The sequence below is a fragment of the Mesorhizobium salmacidum (SeqCode) genome, from assembly GCF_037179605.1.
Taxonomy (GTDB): Bacteria; Pseudomonadota; Alphaproteobacteria; order Rhizobiales; family Rhizobiaceae; genus Mesorhizobium; species Mesorhizobium salmacidum.
In genome coordinates this window covers 61,002-80,988 of the sequence record NZ_JAPYKS010000008.1, presented here as the reverse complement: position 1 = coordinate 80,988, position 19,987 = coordinate 61,002, and the positions used below count along the sequence as shown (strand labels likewise).

At 64.9% G+C, this 19,987-nt stretch carries 18 protein-coding genes; 12 read left to right on the top strand and 6 right to left on the bottom strand.

What is annotated here, in order from left to right; genetic code table 11:
- The first annotated feature begins 54 nt into the window (after positions 1–54).
- The 9 genes from O7A60_RS12875 (at position 55) to O7A60_RS12835 (ending at position 8,664) form a co-directional block, all read left to right on the top strand.
- On the top strand, positions 55–1,302 hold the full coding sequence (locus O7A60_RS12875) for an ABC transporter substrate-binding protein (protein ID WP_337106620.1): 1,248 nt from the start codon (positions 55–57) through the stop codon (positions 1,300–1,302).
- A gap of 120 nt (positions 1,303–1,422) precedes the next feature.
- Complete coding sequence (locus tag O7A60_RS12870) at positions 1,423–2,319, top strand: carbohydrate ABC transporter permease (RefSeq protein ID WP_337106619.1); 897 nt, start codon at positions 1,423–1,425, stop codon at positions 2,317–2,319.
- Positions 2,320–2,325: 6 nt separating this feature from the next.
- Positions 2,326–3,168, top strand: a complete 843-nt coding sequence (locus tag O7A60_RS12865) for a carbohydrate ABC transporter permease (RefSeq protein ID WP_337106618.1) — start codon at positions 2,326–2,328, stop codon at positions 3,166–3,168.
- 207 nt (positions 3,169–3,375) lie between these two features.
- On the top strand, positions 3,376–4,197 hold the full coding sequence (locus O7A60_RS12860) for a sugar phosphate isomerase/epimerase family protein (protein WP_337106617.1): 822 nt from the start codon (positions 3,376–3,378) through the stop codon (positions 4,195–4,197).
- Positions 4,198–4,201: 4 nt separating this feature from the next.
- Complete coding sequence (locus O7A60_RS12855; RefSeq protein WP_337106616.1) at positions 4,202–5,278, top strand: Gfo/Idh/MocA family protein; 1,077 nt, start codon at positions 4,202–4,204, stop codon at positions 5,276–5,278.
- Positions 5,278–6,096 carry a sugar phosphate isomerase/epimerase family protein gene (locus O7A60_RS12850; protein WP_337106614.1) on the top strand — a complete coding sequence of 273 codons (819 nt, stop codon included), beginning with the start codon at positions 5,278–5,280 and terminating at the stop codon, positions 6,094–6,096. The genes O7A60_RS12855 and O7A60_RS12850 overlap by 1 nt, the downstream gene beginning before the upstream one ends.
- Positions 6,096–6,926 carry an alpha/beta fold hydrolase gene (locus O7A60_RS12845; protein ID WP_337106613.1) on the top strand — a complete coding sequence of 277 codons (831 nt, stop codon included), beginning with the start codon at positions 6,096–6,098 and terminating at the stop codon, positions 6,924–6,926. Before O7A60_RS12850 ends, O7A60_RS12845 begins: the two co-directional genes overlap by 1 nt.
- Complete coding sequence (locus tag O7A60_RS12840) at positions 6,923–7,645, top strand: ribulose-phosphate 3-epimerase (protein WP_337106611.1); 723 nt, start codon at positions 6,923–6,925, stop codon at positions 7,643–7,645. The genes O7A60_RS12845 and O7A60_RS12840 overlap by 4 nt, the downstream gene beginning before the upstream one ends.
- Entirely contained in the window at positions 7,642–8,664 is a 1,023-nt protein-coding gene (locus O7A60_RS12835) for an ROK family protein (RefSeq protein ID WP_337106610.1), read from the top strand. The genes O7A60_RS12840 and O7A60_RS12835 overlap by 4 nt, the downstream gene beginning before the upstream one ends.
- A gap of 165 nt (positions 8,665–8,829) precedes the next feature.
- Here O7A60_RS12835 and O7A60_RS12830 read toward each other — a convergent pair whose 3' ends face one another.
- Positions 8,830–10,158 carry a dicarboxylate/amino acid:cation symporter gene (locus O7A60_RS12830; protein ID WP_140505625.1) on the bottom strand — a complete coding sequence of 443 codons (1,329 nt, stop codon included), beginning with the start codon at positions 10,156–10,158 and terminating at the stop codon, positions 8,830–8,832.
- A gap of 305 nt (positions 10,159–10,463) precedes the next feature.
- Between O7A60_RS12830 and O7A60_RS12825 the strand changes: the two genes are divergently transcribed.
- From O7A60_RS12825 to O7A60_RS12815, 3 genes are read left to right on the top strand one after another with little or no spacing between them, the layout of a single operon-like run.
- Positions 10,464–12,284, top strand: coding sequence for a sensor histidine kinase (locus O7A60_RS12825; RefSeq protein WP_337106766.1), 1,821 nt, complete (start codon positions 10,464–10,466; stop codon positions 12,282–12,284).
- A complete protein-coding gene (locus O7A60_RS12820) occupies positions 12,281–13,669 on the top strand; it encodes a sigma-54-dependent transcriptional regulator (protein WP_337106609.1) in 1,389 nt (462 codons plus the stop codon). The genes O7A60_RS12825 and O7A60_RS12820 overlap by 4 nt, the downstream gene beginning before the upstream one ends.
- Positions 13,666–14,094, top strand: a complete 429-nt coding sequence (locus tag O7A60_RS12815) for a GNAT family N-acetyltransferase (RefSeq protein WP_337106607.1) — start codon at positions 13,666–13,668, stop codon at positions 14,092–14,094. The genes O7A60_RS12820 and O7A60_RS12815 overlap by 4 nt, the downstream gene beginning before the upstream one ends.
- Here O7A60_RS12815 and O7A60_RS12810 read toward each other — a convergent pair whose 3' ends face one another.
- The 5 genes from O7A60_RS12810 to O7A60_RS12790 all read right to left on the bottom strand — a co-directional run bounded on the left by O7A60_RS12810 (position 14,095) and on the right by O7A60_RS12790 (position 19,976).
- The gene (locus tag O7A60_RS12810; protein WP_337106606.1) at positions 14,095–15,210 is read right to left on the bottom strand and encodes an anhydro-N-acetylmuramic acid kinase; all 1,116 of its coding nucleotides are present in this window, start codon (positions 15,208–15,210) and stop codon (positions 14,095–14,097) included. It lies immediately after the preceding gene.
- 9 nt (positions 15,211–15,219) lie between these two features.
- Positions 15,220–16,224: a serine hydrolase domain-containing protein gene (locus tag O7A60_RS12805; RefSeq protein WP_337106605.1), complete on the bottom strand. Its 1,005-nt coding sequence runs from the start codon at positions 16,222–16,224 to the stop codon at positions 15,220–15,222.
- 208 nt (positions 16,225–16,432) lie between these two features.
- Positions 16,433–18,181 carry an ABC transporter ATP-binding protein gene (locus O7A60_RS12800; RefSeq protein WP_337106604.1) on the bottom strand — a complete coding sequence of 583 codons (1,749 nt, stop codon included), beginning with the start codon at positions 18,179–18,181 and terminating at the stop codon, positions 16,433–16,435.
- Complete coding sequence (locus tag O7A60_RS12795; RefSeq protein ID WP_337106603.1) at positions 18,178–19,017, bottom strand: ABC transporter permease; 840 nt, start codon at positions 19,015–19,017, stop codon at positions 18,178–18,180. The genes O7A60_RS12800 and O7A60_RS12795 overlap by 4 nt, the downstream gene beginning before the upstream one ends.
- The gene (locus tag O7A60_RS12790; protein WP_337106602.1) at positions 19,017–19,976 is read right to left on the bottom strand and encodes an ABC transporter permease; all 960 of its coding nucleotides are present in this window, start codon (positions 19,974–19,976) and stop codon (positions 19,017–19,019) included. Before O7A60_RS12790 ends, O7A60_RS12795 begins: the two co-directional genes overlap by 1 nt.
- Positions 19,977–19,987: the final 11 nt, after the last annotated feature.

The window sequence follows — 19,987 nt, the reverse complement described above, 5'->3', positions numbered from 1 at the left end:
ATAACCAGACGATCGGCGGCATTGTGCGGTCGATCCCCAGAGAAGGAGGAGAATATGACGTTCCGTATAAAACCCGCGATGCTGAAAATAGCCGCGGCCGCATGGTTGCTTGGCGCAACCGGCGCCATGGCGGACACGACGCTGGAATTCACCCAATGGTGGGAGCCCGAATTGCCGGCTGGCTCGCTCAGGGCGATCATGGATGACTTCGAGGCCGCGAACCCCGGAATCAAGGTGACGCTGGTCAGCGGCCCCTACGCGACCACGCGAGACCAGATCTCGGTTGGTGCGGCAACCGGAACGCTCAGCGACGTCGTCGGCCTCGACGGCGCCTGGGTAAACAATCTGAACGCGCAGAACGCGCTGGCCGACATGAACCCCATGATGGACGCAAGCGGCTTCGACAAGAGCCAGGTCGCGGATATCATCAAGGTGGACGGCAAGGCGGTGATGTTCCCGGTCGCTTCGTTCGTCTATCCGGTATTCGTGAATTTGGACCTCGCCGCCCAGGCAGGCGTGGCCAAGCTGCCGTCGACCCGCGCGGAATTTCTCGAAGCCGCCAAGAAGATGACGCACGCCGACAAGAACCAGTATGGCTGGGTGCTGCCCCTGTCGCTGCAAACGCCGTCCGGTGTCCAGAACGACATGATGTCGTGGGTCTGGGCTTCGGGTCAATCGATGATGGCGAACGGCAAGCCCGACCTCGAGGGCAAACCGGTGGTGGATATGCTCACCTTCGTCAAATCACTCAACGACGCCGGCACCATCTCGCCCGGCATCGCCACCAAGACCGAGCAGGAAAAGGTCGAGGAATTCGTCAACGACCGCGTCGGGATGATGATCGACTCGCTCGCGCATGTGAACCTTATCCGCAAGCGCAATCCCAAGCTGAACTTCGACCTCATCCCGGTCCCGGTCGTGGAAAACTATACCGGAAAGCGCGGGCTTCCCTATGCCTCCTGGGGCATCGGTATCTCCGCGGCCTCCAAACACCAGGAGGAGGCGTGGAAACTCGTCCAGTATTTGATGAGCGAAAAGGTGAACGCCAAGCTCGTTTCGCTTGCAAACGCCTTCCCGGGCAACGTCAACGCCAAGCCTGACTTTGTGACGTCCGACAAGGCTTTCGGCAAGGCTTTCGAGATCTTCAAGACCGGCTATCTCGCCAACGAGTTCACGGGCCTGCCGGTGGCTGAAGACTTGATGACCCAGTTCGACGTGCAGGCTCAAAAGATGCTGGCCGGTGAGCAAAAGCCGGAAGAGGCGGCCGCTGCCGCGCAAAAGGGCTGGATGGCGAAATTCTGATCGCCGTGCTCCGCTCTCGCGGCCCACTTATCGGTTGGCCTGCCATTAGGCGGGCCAACCGGCAGATGACGAACCTGAATGGTATTTGAAGCTCTTTTCTCTTGTCGCGAGGTTGCCACCATGACCCGGCAGAAGCGCTCCCACCACAAGCTCAAACGAGCTGTGGCGCCCTATCTCTATCTGTCGCCCTCGCTGCTCATAGTCGGGCTCCTGATGCTGTTGCCGATGGTGACGGTGATTGCCTATTCCTTTCAGAACAGCGCGGTACTGCGTCGTGATCCATCCTTTGCCGGGCTAAAGCACTACCAGGCGATCTTTGACGATCCCGTGTTCTGGGCTTCGCTGTGGCATACGCTCTATTTCACATGCATGAGTGTCGTTTTCCATATGACCATCGGCATGGTCTTCGCACTCATGCTGAACAGCGACCGCATCAATCCGACGCTGCGCAATGTGCTGCGCGTGCTCTACATACTGCCTTGGCTGTTCACCGCGGTGATCATTGCCGTGATCTGGCGTCTCTTGCTTGAGCCGAACGGTGTCGTGAACAGCATTCTCATGCAGATGGGCATCGTCGGTTCCAAGATCGAGTGGTTTTCCTCGCCCGAGACCGCGCTGCACGCCGTGACTTTCGCCAATATCTGGGCGGGCTACCCGCTTTTCATGGTCAGCCTGCTCGCAGGTCTGCAAGGCATTCCCAAGGATTTCTACGAGGCCGCCGATATCGACGGGGCGAGGGCCTACCAGAAGCTGATCTTTATCACCATCCCGCAATTGATGCCGATCATCATCAGCATCTCGCTGCTCGACTTCATCTGGACCATGCAGGTCTTCCCGTTGATCTGGATAACCACGGGCGGCGGGCCGATCTACGCGACCGAGGTCCTCAGCACTTACACCTACAAGCTGGCGTTTTCGAGCTACAACCTGTCCCAGGCGTCGGCGAGCGCTGTGGTCATCCTGCTGATCTCTCTCGGCCTGACGCTGTTCTATATTCGCTATCAGCGGGCCAGGTAGGACGCCATGAGGAAACAGAACTCCGGCAAAGACAAACTGATCACCGTCGCGCTGCATATTGCTCTTGCGGCAGGGCTGTTCTTCGCAGCCTTCCCGATCTACTGGATGCTCAGCAGCTCGTTCAAGTCGAATACCGAAATCTTTGCCCTGCCACCAACCATCCTGCCAAAGGCCTTCACGCTGGAAGCGTATGCAGCCATCCTTGGCGACCCGGTAAAGCTTCGCTTCTTCTTCAACAGCTACTTCGTGGCGGGAGCGGTGACCGTGCTGACAGTGCTGATCGCCTTGCTGGCGGCCTACGGGTTCAGCCGCTTCAACTTCCGCGGCAAGGGCAGCCTGAACACGCTCATCATCAGCACGCAGACGATCCCGCCGATCACACTTTTGATCCCCTTCTTCGGGCTTGTCGTTTCGTACGGTATCTTCGACACCTATGTCGCGCTGATCCTGACCTACCTGGTGTTTACGTTGCCCTATGCGATCCTGCTGATGACAGGGTACCTGAACACGTTGCCACGCGATCTCGATGAAGCCGTCGCCGTTGACGGCGGCACGAGTTGGACAGCGCTCTGGCGAGTGATCGTCCCGATTTCTCTGCCTGGTATCGTGGCGACGTCGGTCTACACCTTCCTGTTATGCTGGAACGAATTTCTCTTTGCGCTGACGCTGACGAAGTCCACGTCCATGCGCACCGTCCCGATCGGCATACAGCTGTTGATGGGACAGCACGCCTTCGAATGGAACCAGATGATGGCGATGAGCGTGCTCGGCTCGCTACCGCTCTTGCTCATCTACCTCGTTGCCCAGAGGTTCTTCCTCGCCGGCATGACCGCGGGCTCGGTCAAGTAGGATGTCTATCCCAAGGAGAACTGACGAAGCAGGTCCCCGTGTATTGCAATAGATCATTGGACCCTATCTGCTGGCGGGCGATATCGCCGCGGCCTCGGCCGTCGTCCCGCTCCGCTGATCATGCTCGTGCTGTTCTTCCAGCGCCACATCATCGAAAGCCTGACGCAGGGCCGCCTCAAGGAATAGGCGGAATCAAGGAATGAAAGGATGAACGTGAAAGACCTCAAAGTAGGCTGCCAGACCTTCACCTGGGAAATGCTGGGCAAGAACTGGACTGGCGGCCCCGACGATCTGTTGAAGGCGATCGCGGATGGCGGCTACGCCGGCATCGAGATCACCGACACCATGATCGGCCGCTACGCCGGCAAGCCAGCCGAGTTCGCCGCCGCGTTGAAGTCGTCCGGCCTGGCGCTCATTTCCTTCGCCTTCGGTTCGAAGAGCGGCTTCACGCTGAAGGATGAGATCGGCGCCGACCTCGAAACCGCCAGGCGCTGGATCGATTTCGTGGCAAACTTTCCCGATGCGCTGGTGTCGATGGGCTCGGCGACCATCGTCTCCAACGGGCCGCGCGACGACAAATTCGCCATCGCGGCCGAGCTGTACAACAAGGCCGGCGAGCTCGGCCGCAAGGCCGGTGTCCAGGTCGCGGTGCATCCGAGTTCGCATCACAACACACTGCTGTTCGACCGCGCCGATTACGACGCGATCTTTGCCTTGCTCGACGCCGATCTGGTCGGCTGGGTGCCGGATACCGGTCACATCCTGCGCGGCCACAAGGACATGGCCGATACGCTCACCACCTACCGCGACCGCATTCGCTACATCCACCTCAAGGACGTCGACGCCAAGGGCACGTGGGCGATGCTGGGCAAAGGTGTTTGCGACACGCCACAAGTCATCGAGATCGCCGGTACCGCGCCGAACTTCAACGGCTGGCTGGTGCTGGAAGAAGAATCCGACACCGCGGCAGCCGATCCGGCCGGTGCGGTCAAGACCAACCGCCAGACGATGCGCGGCTACGGGGCCTGAGACGATGATCAAGAAACAGGACAGACGCCTCAGGGTCGGTGTGCTCGGCTGCGGCCCGATCGCGCAGTTCGCGCATCTGGAATCCTGCGTCAAGGCCGGCAATGCCGACCTCCACGCCATCTGTGACGCGGCACCCGATCTGCTCGCCCGCATGGGTGCCACCTATGAGCCGCAGAAGATGTATGCCGACTATGACGCCATGCTCGCCGATCCCGAACTGGAAGCGGTCATCGTCGCCACGTCGGATGCCTATCACGTGCCGATGTCGATCAAGGCGCTCGATGCCGGCAAGCATGTTCTCTGCGAAAAGCCGATCGGCACTTCGATCGAGGAAGGCGAGGCCCTGGCGGAGGCGGTCAAGCGCTCCGGCAAGGTGCTGCAGGTCGGGCACATGAAGCGTTTCGACCCGGCACTGGAGGCCGCGCGCGACTTCGTCCGCGACGAGATCGGCGAGGTGCTGGCGCTGAAGGCCTGGTATTGCGATTCCACCCACCGCTACACCAACACCGATGCCGTGCAGCCGCTTCCCGTCACCAGCAAGCTGGCGAAGAAGCCGGGCGGGAATCCCAAGGCCGATCTCAGGCAATATTTCATGCTGGCGCACGGTTCGCATCTCGTCGATACGGCGCGCTTCCTCTGCGGCGAGATCGTCGCCGTGCGCGCCCGCCTCAACGAGCGCTTCGGCGCCTATTGCTGGTTCGTCGAGGCCGAATTCGCCAGCGGTACACTCGGCCATCTCGACCTGACCGTCGCCGTGCGCATGGACTGGCACGAAGGGTTTCAGCTCTACGGCGAGAATGGCTCGGTCATCGCCAAGACGTTCAACCCCTGGTTTTTCCGCGCCAGCGAGGTCGATATCTTCCACGAGAAGGACGCGACCACGCGAAAACCGCTCGGCGCCGACGGCCATTTCTTCCGTCGCCAGCTCGAAGGCCTTGCCGACACGGTTCTGAACGGCGCGCCGATGCGCGGCGCCAATGTCGAGGACGGCATCGCCTCGATCCGCGCCATGGTGGCGATTGCCCGTTCTGTCGAGACTGGCGAACGGGTTGAACTCGCCTTGGTTTCGGGTGCCGTCTGATGCGCCTCGGCATCTTCGCCAAGACTTTTCCGGGCACCGATCCGGCCGCCGTCTTGGCCGCGGTCAAGCAGGCCGGATACGAGACGACGCAGTTCAATCTCGCCTGCGCCGGCCTGCCGTCGATGCCGGACGTCGTGCCGGTGGATGCCGTCGCCGCCATCCGCGCCGCCGCGCGATCGTCAGGCGTTTCGCTGGCCGCGCTGTCGGGCACCTACAACATGGCGCATCCCGACAAGGCTGCGCGCGACGATGGGCTGAGGCGGCTTGGCGTCGTCATCGAGACGGCCGCTGCTTTGGATATCCCGCTGGTCACACTCTGCACCGGCTCACGCAATGCCGCCGACCAGTGGGCTTACCACTCCGACAATGCTGATCCGTCCGCCTGGTCCGACATGGCCGCCGAGATGGAAAAGGCCCTGGCGCTGGCCGGGAACGCCGGCGTCGATCTCGGCATCGAGCCCGAGCAGGCCAACATCGTCACCTCGGCCGGGGATGCGATGCGCCTGATCGGCGACATGGGTTCGAAGCACCTGAAGATCGTGCTCGACCCCGCCAACCTGTTCGAGCATGCGACACCGGAGGAAGCGCGCACCATCGTCGCCGCCGCGATCGATGAGGCAGCCGGCCACATCGCCATGGCGCATGCCAAGGACCGTTTCGCCGACGGCCGCTTCGCCACATCAGGCCAGGGCGTCGTCGACTTCCCGGACTTCGTCGCGCGCTTGAAGGGCGTGGGTTTCGATGGCGCGCTCGTCACGCACGGCTTGCCCGCCGATGAAGCTCCTGGCGTCGCAATCTTCCTGCGAAGGCTGCTCTGATGGGTGTCGCGCCGACGATCATGCTGCGCGGCGATGCAGCGCTCCGTGTCTTCGACATGGGGCAGGGTCTTCCCATCGTCTTCCAGCATGGCCTCGGCGGCGATGCCGCCCAGGTGGCGCAGAACTTTCCCGACGGCCCGTCGCGCCGCCGGCTGACCGTCGAATGCCGTGCGCAAGGCGGCGCCAGTGCCGGCAGCGAGCGTCCGTTCTCGATCGCGATGTTCGCCGAAGATGTGCTGGCTGCCGCCGATGCGGCGGGAATGGAGCGCTTCGTCGCCGGCGGTATCTCGATGGGTGCCGCCGTTGCACTGCACCTGGCGGCTCGGCATCCCGAGCGCGTCTCTGGCCTCGTGCTGGTGCGTCCGGCCTGGGCTTTCGACGCGGCGCCTCAAAACATGCAGCCTTACGTCGAAGTGGCGGAACTCATCGACCGGCTTCCGCTGGACGAGGCGCGCGATGCCTTCGCGTCATCCGCGACGGCAACCCGCTTTCGCAGCGAGGCCCCGGACAACCTCGCTTCGTTGCTCGGCTTCTTCGAGCGCGAGAATGCAACCGTCTTCGCCGAGGTAATGCAGTCGATCGCCAATGATGGGCCTGGTGTAACGCGGGCCGAAGCCGCCGGCCTTGCAAGGCCCACGCTGGTCATCGGCAGCGGCATCGATCTCGTTCATCCCTTGGCGACCGCCCGCGAACTGGCGGAAACGATCCCGAACGCGGTCTTCGCCGAGGTGACGCCGAAGACTCTCGACAAGAACAGCCATTTCGCCGAAATCCGTGCCGCCATCGGTGGGTTTCTCGAGAGAGATTTCAACAACCAGGACCAGTCATGATCTCGAAACCTTTGTCAGGCCCGGCCGCCATCGCCGCATTGCCGCGCGACCGTCTCATCGCCGAATTCTCATCGTGGTCTGCCAATCTCTCCAATTTCGAGAGCGACCTCAGGCGCATCGAACCCTATGTCGATCTGCACCACATCGATGTCGCGGACGGCCATTTCGCGCCGTCCTTCCTGTTCTTCCCCGATCTCGTCGCCCGCATTGCCAAACTGACGGCCAAGCCCATTCACGTCCATCTGATGGTCGATGGGGCAATCGTCGAAGAACAGACCCGCCAGTTCATCGAGGCCGGCGCCGACATGATCAGCGTCCATGCCGAGAATGGCGAATCGGGTTTGCGCGCGGTGCGGCTGGCGCGTGCACTCGGCGCCGAAGCCGGCGTCGTGTTGAGGCTGGAAACGCCGGTCGAGGCGGTGACGCCTTTCGTTTCCGAGGTGGCTTTCGTCACGCTTCTCGGCACCGCGATCGGGGTCAAGGGCCAGGGCCTGTCGGAGAAAGCCTGCGACAGGCTGGGCGAGGCCCGCGCTATCCTGCGGAACGCCGGCCGCGAGGCGGCTGTGGTGCTCGCCGCCGATGGCGGCATCCGCCACGGAACCGTGCCGCGGCTTCGCGCGGCAGGCGCCGAGACCGTGGTGCTCGGTTCGCTCGCTTTCGGCGACAAGGATCTCGCCGGCCGCATCGGCTGGCTGCATGGCTTGAAGGTCGCGGCATGAGCATTGAAGCCGCCCTCGCGATCGACCTTGGCGGCACGGAGCTTCGTGCCGCCCTGGTCGATCGCGAGGGCAAGATACTGGCCTTCGCCGCGGTGCCGACGCAGGCGCAGGCGGGCCCCGATGCAGTGATCGGCCAGATCGAGGCGCTGGCCGCGACCGTCCATGCCGAGGCGCCGGGGCTGTCGATCCTCGGCGTCGGCGTCGGCGCGCCGGGTCCGCTCGATCCGCTGGCCGGCATCGCCGTCGGACCGCCGACGCTGGCCGGCTGGCAGGACGTGCCGCTGGCCGACATCCTCGAGCGGCGGCTCGGCCTGCCGGTAAGGCTGGAGAACGACGCCAATGCGGCCGCACTTGGCGAATGGCGCTTCGGCGCCGGCCACGGCGCTCGCTCGCTGGTCTTCGTCACCGTCTCGACCGGGATCGGCGGCGGCGTCGTCGCCGACGGGCGTATCCTGCACGGTCGCCGCGGTCTTGCCGCCGAGATCGGCCATATGACCATCACCAACGAGGGCGAGCGCTGCGTCTGCGGCGTCGTCGGCTGCTTCGAGGCCATTGCCTCCGGCACCGCGCTCGGCCGCCGCGCCGATGCCGCCACGTCAGCCTTCGATGGCTCCACGCTGCGCCGCCTGTCGGCCAACGCCGAGGTCACCGGCCGCCACGTGGTCGAGGCAGCCAGGCTGCAGGACGATCTCGCTTTGGCCCTGCTCGAGGAGGAGGCGCGTTGGCTCGGCGTCGGCTTCACCAACCTCTTGCATCTCTATTCGCCCGACGTGCTGGTCGTCGGCGGCGGCATCGCCAATGGCTTCGACCTGATGGCACCTGTCATCGGGGCGACCATCCGGCAGCGCGCCATGCGCGCCTATCGCGATGTGCCGGTCCTCCAGGCCCAGCTCGGCCGCCACGCCGGGCTGGTTGGTGCCGCCAGCCTTGTCCTGTTCGACGATTTGGGCACGTTGGCGGCTCCCATGCCGGTCGGCCCAAGCACATATCCGGACACGAGGAGGGACTTCAATGGCTGAGCTCAAGCTGCGCGGCCTGATCGCGATGCAGGCCGATCCGTCGCGCTGCCATTTCTCGGCGCCAAAGGCAGCTCGCCGCTGCGCAAAGCCGTCTGACATCACGGACATAAGCCGATGGCCGCAAGCTGAGTGCTTGCGGCCATCGTCATTTCACGGAACGGCGGGTTACTCGGCGGGAACGATGTCCGCCGGCAGGCTGTCGTCGGCCGTGCCAGCCAATGCCCTGGCCAGCTTGGCTTCGTCGAGTTCGCCCTCCCAGCGCGCGACGACCAGCGTCGCCACCGCATTGCCGACGAAGTTGGTCAGCGCCCGGCATTCCGACATGAAGCGGTCGACGCCAAGGATCAGCGCCATGCCGGCGACCGGCACCGAGGGAACCACCGAAAGCGTCGCGGCCAAGGTGATGAAGCCGGCCCCTGTGATGCCGGCGGCACCTTTCGAAGAGAGCATGGCAACCAGCAGCAGCAGGATCTGGTCTGATATCGACAGATGGATGTTCGTCGCCTGGGCGATGAACAGCGCCGCCAGCGTCATGTAGATGTTGGTGCCGTCGAGATTGAAGGAATAGCCGGTCGGGATGACCAGCCCGACCACCGAGCGCTTGGCGCCGGCCTTTTCCATCTTCTCCATCAGTGAGGGCAGTGCGGCTTCCGACGACGATGTGCCCAACACCAGGAGGAGCTCTTCCTTGATGTAGCGGATCAGCGACAGGATCGAGAAGCCGTTGTAGCGGCAGACCGCGCCGAGCACGACGAAGACGAACAGGAACGAGGTCGCGTAGAAGGTTCCGACCAGCATGGCGAGGTTGATGACCGAGCCGATGCCGTATTTGCCGATGGTGAAGGCCATCGCGCCGAACGCGCCGATCGGCGCTGCCTTCATCAGCACGCCGACCAGCTTGAACATCGGCGCCATCAGCGCCTGCAGGAAATTGAGCACCGGTGTGCCCTTGTCGCCGACCAGCGCCAGCGCGATGCCGAACAGCACCGAGAAGAACAGCACCTGCAGGATGTCGCCGTCGGCGAAGGCGCCGACGATCGTGCCGGGGATGATGTTCATCAGGAAGCCGGTGACCGACTGGTCATGCGCCTTGGCGGCGTAAGTGTTCACGGTCGATGCGTCGAGCGTCGCCGGGTCGATGTTGAAGCCGGCGCCCGGCTGCACGACATTGGCCACGACAAGGCCGATGATGAGCGCAAGCGTCGAGAAGGTGAGGAAGTAGAGCATCGCCTTGCCGGCGACGCGGCCGACCTTCTGCAGGTCGCTCATGCCGGCGATGCCGGTTGCGACCGTCAGGAAGATGACCGGGGCGATGATCATCTTGACCAGCTTGATGAAGGCATCGCCGAGCGGCTTCATGCTCTCGCCGATCGACGGATAGTAATGGCCGAGCAGGATCCCGACGGTGATTGCTACGAGCACCTGCACGTAGAGCTGGGCATAGAGGGGCTTGCGCTGCGCGGCGGGCGCGGCGGATTGGTCTGCGATATGCATCGAACTCTCCCTGGCCGGATGGACGGAACCCGCCCTGCGTGACTTCTCCCATCGCGGCGCTCCGGTTGCCCGCCGCTGCAAGGACTTTAGCAAGCGCTGTGCCAGATGGCGGATAGGCCGAAATCCCCGGGTTTCAGCCGTTCCTGCCCTGCTGTCGACGGAGACCTGTGCGGATTTCCGCACAGGTCGTGTTTGCCCTGGCGGAATTTCGCATTAGACTGGGGCCAAAGCCGTGCAGGGAAGGGAGAGGGCCGACGCCGCGACAGCGCATCGATAGCGAAGCCCCAGGGTTTCACGCCCGCGACCTGTTGCGCGAAGCGGTAGTGCGCCTGCGCGGCGGCCGTTGGCTGCTTGCGGCGATCGCGCTCGCGGTCCTGGTCGGCGCAGTCGCGGTTGCCGGGCGCATCGCCGAGGATCAGGCCGCCGGCAACTTGCGCGACGGGGCACTGGCCGCCTTGCCGCTGGCGGCCGGAACCCTGACCGGCGAAATCGAAAAGCAGCGTCTCGTGCCGCTGGTGCTGGCGCGCGACGATGCGGTGCGCGACGCGCTGCGCCGCGCCGGGAAAGTCGAGGAAACCGCTCTCGACGCCAAGCTGAAGGCCATAGCCGGCGATGCATCGGCCTCGGCCATCTATGTCATCGACACGGCGGGCATGGCGATATCAGCCAGCAATGCCGGCCAGCCGGACAGCTTTGTCGGCATCGACTATAATTTTCGTCACTATTTCACCGATGCGATGGCCAACGGCGCGGCCAGCCAGTATGGCCTCGGCACGATCAGCGGCAAGCCGGGTCTCTACCTCGCCGGCCGTGTCGACGACGGTGGCAAGCCGCTTGGCGTCGCGGTTCTGAAGGTTGAACTCGGCGGTGTCGAAGCCAATTGGCGGGCGAGCGGCTTTCGCGTTTTCGTCACCGACGAGCGCGGCGTCGTTCTGGCCACCAGCCAGCCCGATTGGCGCTTCCATGCGCTGGCGCCGCTCTCCGCCGCGGACGCCGCCGCGGCGCATGACCGGCTTCAACTGGTCGACGCCGCCTTCGAGCCGCTGCCGATACGGCGTGGCGCCGGTGACGGTCTGGCGACAATCGACGAAGCCGGAAAATCGCGCCGGTTCGTCGAGGTGGTGCAGGACTTGCCCGGTGCCGTCCCCGGCTGGCGCCTGTGGCTGCTGACGCCCGCCGATGCCGCCCTGGCCTCCGCCGCCAACACGGCGCGCCTGACGACACTGCTCGGGCTGCTGCTGATGGGGCTGCTTGCCTATGTGTTCACCCGGCGCCGTCGCACACGCCGGCTGCGGCAGGAGGCGCTGGCGCGCATGAACACCGAGCTCGAGAGCCGCGTCAGCACCCGGACCGCCGAATTGACGCGATCGAACACGGCCCTTGCCGGCGAAATCGCCGAGCGCGAAAACGCCGAGGCCAAGGTCCGCCGGCTGCGCGACGATCTCGCCCAGGCCAACCGGCTCTCCATCCTCGGCCAGATCGCCGCCGGCGTGGCGCATGAGATCAATCAGCCGGTCGCCGCGATCCGCACCTATGCGGAGAATGCCGGCCGCTTTCTCGAGGCCGGCAAGACCGAACCGGCGAGCGGCAATCTGACCTCGATCGTGTCGATGACCGAACGCATCGGCGCCATCACCGGCACGCTGCGCACTTTTGCCCGCCGGCCCGGCACTGCTGCATCGCCTTTGCCGGTGCGCGAGGCGATCGAGGGTGCGCTGTCGCTTCTGTCCGGCCGCATCCGCGATTCCGGCGTCACCATCGTCAGGCCGCGCGGTAACGCATCGCCATTGGTGATGGCAAGCCGCATCCGGCTGGAGCAGATTCTCGTCAACCTGTTGCAGAATGCGCTGGACGCCATGAAGGACAGGCCCGATCCCCGCATCGAGATCGACCTCGCCGAACGTGGCGACAGGGTGCTGATTTCGGTGCGCGACAATGGTCCCGGCCTCGGGCCGGAAGCCGGCGGCAATCTGTTCATGCCGTTCCAGACCACCAAGGAAAAGGGGCTTGGCCTCGGCCTGGTGATCTCGCAGGAGATCGCCCAGGAATTGGGCGGCACGCTGCGGCTCGACCCCGACACGGCCAGCGGCGCATCCTTCACCATCGACTTGAGGCGGATCGAATGACGCAGGGATCAGGGCTGGTGGCGCTCGTCGACGACGATGCGGACCTGCTTCACGCCACCACGCAACTGCTTGAACTTGCCGGCTTCACGGTGATCGCGCTCGACGCCGCCGAGGCAGCGCTTGGTGTCGTCGACACGGATTTCGATGGTGTGGTCGTCAGCGATATCCGTATGCCCGGCATGAACGGTCTGCAGCTCTTCGACCGCGTCAAGGCTGTTGACCCCGACTTGCCGGTGATCCTGGTCACCGGGCATGGCGATGTCGATCTTGCCGTCGCCGCGCTCAAGGACGGCGTCTATGATTTCATCCCGAAACCCTATGCGGGGGAGCGCCTGGTCGAGGCCCTGAAGCGGGCATCGGAGAAGCGGCGGCTGGTGATGGAAAACCGGCGGCTGCGCGAAGCCGCGGCACTTGCCGCCGACGGCATGCCGTTGATCGGCGAGGCGCCCGCCATCCGCCGACTGCGTGAAACCTTGCGCCAGATCGCGGACATGGACGTCGACGTGCTGGTGGAAGGCGAGACGGGAACCGGCAAGGAAGTGGTGGCCGACCTCCTGCACCGGTGGGGCCGCCGCCGCGCAAAGCCCTTCGTCGCATTGAACTGCGGCGCTCTGCCCGAAACCGTCATCGAAAGCGAGCTGTTCGGCCATGAGGCCGGCGCGTTCACCGGCGCGCAGCGGCGGCGGATCGGCCGGATAGAGCACTCCAGCGGCGGTACGCTGTTCCTCGACGAGATCGAATCCATGCCGCCGGCGTTGCAGGTCAAGCTCTTGCGGGTGCTGGAGACGCGCAGCCTCACCCCGCTCGGCTCGAACGAGACGCGGCGCCTCGATCTCAGGGTCGTCGCGGCGACCAAGGTCGATCTCGGCCGGCCCGACCAGCGCGGCGATTTCCGCGAGGACCTCTATTTCCGCCTCAACGTGGTGACGTTGCGCATTCCGCCCTTGCGCGAGCGGCGCGGCGATATCGCGATGCTGTTCGGCCATTTCCTCGGCAAGGCGGCGGAGCGGTTTGGCCGCCCTGTCGCCAGGGCGAACGCCGCCGTGAGCCATCATCTCCAGTCGCATGACTGGCCGGGCAATGTGCGCGAGCTCGCGCATTTCGCCGATCGCGTCGCGCTCGGACTTGGGCCTGAGGACGAAGCCGGGTCCTCGCCCGCACGATTGCCGAAGCCGGCCGCCGCACTGCCCGAGCGAGTCGGGCAATATGAGGCGCAGCTCATCCGCGACGCGCTGCGCGATCATGGCGGCGACGTGCGCGGCGCCATCGACGCGCTCGGCGTGCCGCGCAAGACGTTCTACGACAAGCTCAAGCGCTACGGCATCGCCGCATCGGACTTCCGCCCTCTCGACGCTTCCAACCGCGCAATCCGGAAAGAGCCATGAACACGACACTTGAAACGACGGCAAATCCCCAGCCGGAAGAACTCGCCTTTCTCAGTGAACGGCTGACGGCGTTCAACGACGGCAATGTCGGCGCGTCCGAAAGGAAGGCGCTGGCCGTGTTCGTGCGCGACGAGGACGGCACTGTCGTCGCCGGCATCTCGGGCTACACCGCCTGGGGCTGGCTCTACGTGCAGTGGCTGTGGGTCGACGAAAGGCTGCGCGGCCAGCACATGGCAGGCCAGATGCTGGACGCAGCCGAGCGCGAAGCCGTGGCGCGCGGCTGCCAAAATGCCTGGATCGACACTTTCAATCCCAACGCCGCCAAGGTCTATCAGCGGCAGGGTTATCAACCTTTTGGGACGCTGGCCGATTTCCCGGTCGGCCGCAGCCGAATTTTCCTGCGGAAGAATCTATCGCCGGCGTGATCAGCCAGCCAGCTTTCCGCCGCGCATCGGCCGCGGTGCGCCGGTCGTGCTCGGGAAACTGATCGGCAGGCCGCGCAGCACGCGCACCGCGAGGAAGGCAAAGCACTCCGCCTCCACCGCGTCGCCGCTCCAGCCGAGGCTTTCGGCCAGCACCACCTCGACGCCGGCGCGGCTGGCGAGCATGGCCATCATCGTCGGGTTGTGGCGGCCGCCGCCGCTGACCACCAGCTTCTTCGGCCGGCTTGGCAGAAGGTCGAGCGCCTTGCCGACTGCGGCGGCAGTAAACGCGGTGAGCAGGGCCGCGCCATCCTCGGCGTTCAGGCCGTCGGCCATGGCGGCGCTGAAGTCGAAACGGTCGAGCGATTTTGGATAGGCCTTGGTCAGATAAGGATGCTGGAGCAGCTTGGCGAGCCGGGCCTCGTCCACCTTGCCCGCGCGGCCCAGCGCGCCGTCGCGGTCCATTTCACCGAGCCCTTTCGACTTGATGAAATCGTTGAGCGGCGCATTGGCGGGGCCGGTATCGAAGGCGATGACATTGTCGGCGCCGTCCCACCAGGTGATGTTGGCGACGCCGCCGAGATTGAGCACGGCCACCTCGCCACTGGCGCCGGCGCTGCGCATCAGCGCGGTGTGATAGGCGGCTGCCAGTGGCGCGCCTTGCCCGCCGGCGCGCATGTCGGCCGAACGGAAATCATAGGCGACCTTGGTGCCGAGGATCTCATGCATCAACTCGCCGTCGCCAAGCTGGCGGGTCTGGCCGAACCGTCCGACCTGCGGCGCGCGATGCAGCACGGTCTGGCCGTGAAAGCCGACGACGCCGATATCGGCCATCGTCATGCCGTACCCTTCGACGAGTTCCTTCACCGCCGCCGACTGCGCACGCGTCAGCGCCTCTTCCGCCTTGCTGAAGATCGCCGGTTCCGGCCCGGTGAAATTCCAGGCCCGTGCCGCCGTCAGCGTCTCCTCCAGCAAGGAGCGGATCGACGGCGGATATGGCATCAGCCGGTAGGTGCCAAAATCCTCGATCCGCTCGCCATCCGTCTTGATCAGGGCGACATCGATGTTGCCGTCAAGCACGGTACCGGTCATCAGGCCGGCAGCCCAGATTGGTTCCATGGTCTATCCCTAGCCCTTGTTGATGAGATCGCCGACGGCTTGCCGCAGCGAGACGATGCCGCTGTCGAAATGACGCGTCGGATGAATGCGGTTGGTGAGCAAGGTCCACGCCTTGCCCTTGTCGAAGTCTATCCACAGTCCCGTGCCGGTAAAGCCGGTATGGCCGATCGTTCCCGGACTGCATAACGCACCCCCGGACCAGCCTTCGTAAGGTCGTTCCCAACCATGGGTGCGGGTGGCTGACAAGGGCTCGCACATCGGCGCGATCGATTGTTCGGATGCGCCCGTTCCGCCCAGCAGTCCCTGGGCGAAATCGAGCACCGAAGCGGCCGTACCGAACAGGCCGGCGTGACCAGCGCCCTGCAACGCCGCGCAATTGTCGTCGTGCACCTCGCCGGACAGCACGCGGTGGCGCCAGGTGCAGTCCTCGGTCGCCGCGGCGGCATCGGGTTCCGTGGACCAGGCAAAGCCCGGGCCGGGTTCCATGTCGCGGATGCTCTTGCCCGAAAGCCGCTCCAGCGCAAAGCCGAGCAGGATGAAGTTGATGTCGGAATAAACCGGGTCGCGCGCCCGCCATTCGCGCTGCAGGATGAAGGCGCGCAGCAGCTCGGGATCGCGTCCATAGGTGTAGATCGGCTCGACTGCGGGGAAGGGCGTCTGGTGGCCGAGGCACTGGCGGAAGGTCACCTTCCGCTCCCAGGCGTTGGCGTCATATTGGCGAAGGTCGGGAAGCACCGAGATCAGCGGTGCGTCGAGATCGATGATGCCGTCCTGCGCCAGCGCCAGGATACGCGGCGTGGTGAAGATCACCTTGGTCAGCGACGCCAGGTCGAACCAGGTGTTTTCCCGCATCGGCCGCGGCTTCGGCACGAGCTGCGCCGAGCCGATTGCGCGAGCGATGCGCTCGCCATCGCGGCTGACAATGCCGAGCACCCCGCCAGGGATACGTCCGGCGGTCACTGCCGTTGCGAGTGGCTGGAATGCACGATCGAAGACCTGGGTGAGGCTACTCAATGCCGGCCTCCTTCGGATAGGTAGCGCTCTACGGCGCCCCCCTCTGTCCTGCCGGACATTTCCCCCTCTAGGGGGGAGATCGGATGTTGCATCGGCCTTCGCCAATCTCCAACGTCCGATGGCTGGCGCCGCGCACGAGCTGCCAATCTCCCCCCTAGAGGGGGAGATGCCCGGTAGGGCAGAGGGGGGCGCTGTCCCGCAAACATCTCTAAGCCTCCACCCTCGCCATATGATCCCCTCCAAACCGCTCCCATTTCGCCGGCGCCGGCTCAAACCCCTGCGGGCGCACCAGCGACGGCACCTGACGCGTGTCGACCTCGAAATGCTCGCGTCGCCGGTCGATGGTCGGAACGGCGGCGATCAGCTTCTTCGTATAGGAATGCCTCGGCTTCGACAGCACGGACCGCGCGTCGCCGATCTCGACGATCTGGCCGGCATAGATGACCGCGATGCGGTGCGCGATCCGCTCGACCACGGCCATGTCGTGCGAGATGAACAGATAGGCCAGCGCATATTCGCGCTGCAGGTCGAGCAGCAGCTCCAGCACTTTGGCCTGCACCGAGACATCGAGCGCCGACACCGCTTCGTCGAGAACCACGACGGACGGGTTGAGCATCAGCGCGCGGGCAATGCACAGTCTTTGCCGCTGGCCGCCGGAGAATTCATGCGGGTAGCGCTCCAGGCTGTCCTTGGGCAGGCCGACGCGTTCGAGCAGGCCGGCCATTCTGGCCCGCGTTTGGGCATCCGCCCGCCCGCCGGTGGCAATCACCGGTTCGGCCAGGATGCTTTCGATGGTCAGCCTTGGGTTGAGCGAAGCGTAAGGGTTCTGGAACACCATCTGAACGGGTTTGGCGCCGCGCTCCGCCGTGGCCGTTCGCGTGCCGACCGAGAAGCTGCCGCGCGTCGATCGCACCAGCCCCAGCACCGCCTTCGCGGTGGTGGATTTACCCGAGCCGCTCTCGCCGACGATGGCCAGCGTCTCGCCTTGCATCAGGTCGAAATCGACCCCGTCGACGGCATGCACCGCGCCGGTCGCGCGGCTGAAGAAGGTGCTCTTGAGCGGAAACCGAACCACGAGCCCATCGACCTTCAAGGCCGGTTGCGTGTTCGCGGCCTTGTCGCGCTGTCCGTCCACGCGTGTCGCCCGGCCGCTGGCGAAATGCGGCACGTCCTGCAGCAGATGCTGGGTGTAGGGATGCTGGGGGCTGTCGAGGATCTGGTTCAGTTCGCCCTGTTCGACGGCCTGGCCGTTCTGCATCACCATCACCTTGTCGGCGATGCCGGCGACCAAGCCGATATCGTGGGTGATGAAGATCATCGACATGCCGCTTTCGCGCTTCAGCTCGGCCAGCAGGGCCATGATCTGCGCCTGCACGGTGACGTCGAGCGCCGTCGTCGGCTCGTCGGCGATCAGCAGGCGCGGATTGCAGGCGAGCGCAATCGCGATCATCACCCGCTGCAGCATGCCGCCGGACAACTGGTTGGGTGTGTATTTCAGCCGTCGCGCGGCATCTGGAATGCGCACGCGGTCGAGCGCGTCCCTGGCTGCCGCCGTGGCTTGCCGGCCCGTCAGTCCGCGATGCAGGCGGAACGATTCCTCGATCTGGGTGCCGATGGTCAGCACCGGGTTGAGCGAGGTCATCGGTTCCTGAAAGATCATGCCGATCTCGGCGCCGCGAATGCCGGTCAGTTGCGGTTCAGTCGCGGCTGCCAACTCGACGACGGTCCCATCGGCCCGCTTCAGCTTCATGGAACCGCCGGTGATGCGGCCGCCGCCGAAATCGACAAGCCGGTTGATCGACAGCGCCGTCACCGACTTGCCCGAGCCGCTTTCGCCGACAATGGCCAGCGTCTCGCCGTCGGCGATATCGAAACCGACGCCGCGCACGACCTCATTGGCTTTCGGATTGCGGCCGAAGCCGACGCGCAGGTCCGAGACCGACAGCAGCGGGGTCATGCGAACACTCTCCGCATCCTGGGGTCGAGGATGTCGCGCAAGGCGTCGCCCAAAAGGTTGAAGCCCAGAATGCTGATCATGATCGCCAGGCCCGGGAAGATCAGCAGCCAGGGTGCCGTTTCCATCAAATTGCGGCTGTCGCTCAGCATCAGGCCGAGCGACGCGGCGGGCGGCTGCGTGCCAAGGCCGAGAAAGCTCAAGCCGGCTTCGGTCAGCAGCGCCCAGGCCAGCGCCAGCGTCACCTGCACGGTCAACGGCGCCACGAGGTTGAGCAACAGGTGCCGCGTGACGATATAGCTCGAACTGCTGCCGAAGGTGCGCGCGGCGTCGACGAATTCGCGTGTCTTGAGCGACAGGGCGGGGCCGCGCACCACACGTGTGAAGATCGGCGTGTAGACGATGCCGATGGCGACAACGCTGGTCCATGTGCCCGGCCCGGCGACGGTGACGATGAGCAGCGCCAGAAGGATCGCCGGGAAGGCCAGCAGCACGTCCATGATCCGCATCACGACGCCGTCCCAGCGGCGCCCGAGCCAGGCGGCGGCAAGCCCCAGGACCGTTCCGGCAAGGGACGCGAAGGCCACCGAGAAGAAGGCGACCGTAAAGGACTGGCCGATGCCCGCCATCAGGCGGCTGGCGACGTCGCGGCCGAACAGGTCGGTGCCCATCCAGTAGGCGGCGCCGGGCGCGTGCAGCCGGTCGATACGGTATTGCGTGATCGGATTGTGCGGCGTCAGCCCCAACAGGCCAAGGATGGCGAGCAGCAGATAGACGCACACGATGACGCCGCCGATGCGGCCGCTGCCATGGCCGAAAATGGCACGCAGGATCCGCATCACTGTTCCCCCAGCCGGATGCGCGGATCGAGCGCGACATAGGCGAGGTCGACCAGGAGATTGACGATCATGAAGTTGAAGGCGATGAACAGCACGCTGCCCTGCACCAGCGCGTAGTCGCGCTGCAGGATGGCATCGAGCACCATGCGTCCGAGGCCGGGCAGGGCATAGATTTGCTCGACGATGACGGCGCCGCCCAGGAGGTAGCCGAACTCTATGCCGCTCAGCGTCACCACCGGGATAAGCGCATTGGGCAAAGCGTGCCGCCAGATGACGCTGCGCGCCGAAGCGCCCTTGCTGCGCGCCGTGCGGACATAATCGTCGCTCAACACGTCCAGCATCGCCGAGCGCGCGATGCGGGTGACCGACGCCGCGAAGGCGAAGCCGAGCGTGATGGCGGGCAGGATCAGCTGGCTGAGATTGCGCAAGGGATCCTGCCAGAGCGGTGCGAATTCGCCCATCGCCGGCAGCACGCCGAAGCCGGCCGACAGCGTGTAGATGATCAACAGGCCAAGCACGAAGCTCGGCGTCGACTGGCCGATCATGGCGATGATGCGCACACCGAGGTCGGACAGTTTTTCGTTGTGCGTGGCGGCGTAGATGCCGGCCGGCATGCCGACGAGAAGCGCGATGATCATGGAGAGCACAGCCAATTCCAGCGTCAGCGGAAAACGCTCGAGGATGACGTCGAGAACCGGCCTGCCATAGGTGACGGAGATGCCGAAATTGCCGTGCAGGATGCCGCCGATCCAGCGCCAGTATTGAACGAACCAGGGTTGGTCGATACCGAAATAGGCGGCGAGCGAATCCCGTTGTGCCGGCGTCAGCAGGCCGGCCTCGGTGCCCAGCATCGCCGTGATCGAATCGCCAGGCACCATCCTGATCGCGACGAAGACCAGGATGGATACGCCAAGCAGGACGAGAGGAAACGTCGCCAGCCTTCGCAAGAGATAGTTCACGCCAGGAAGAC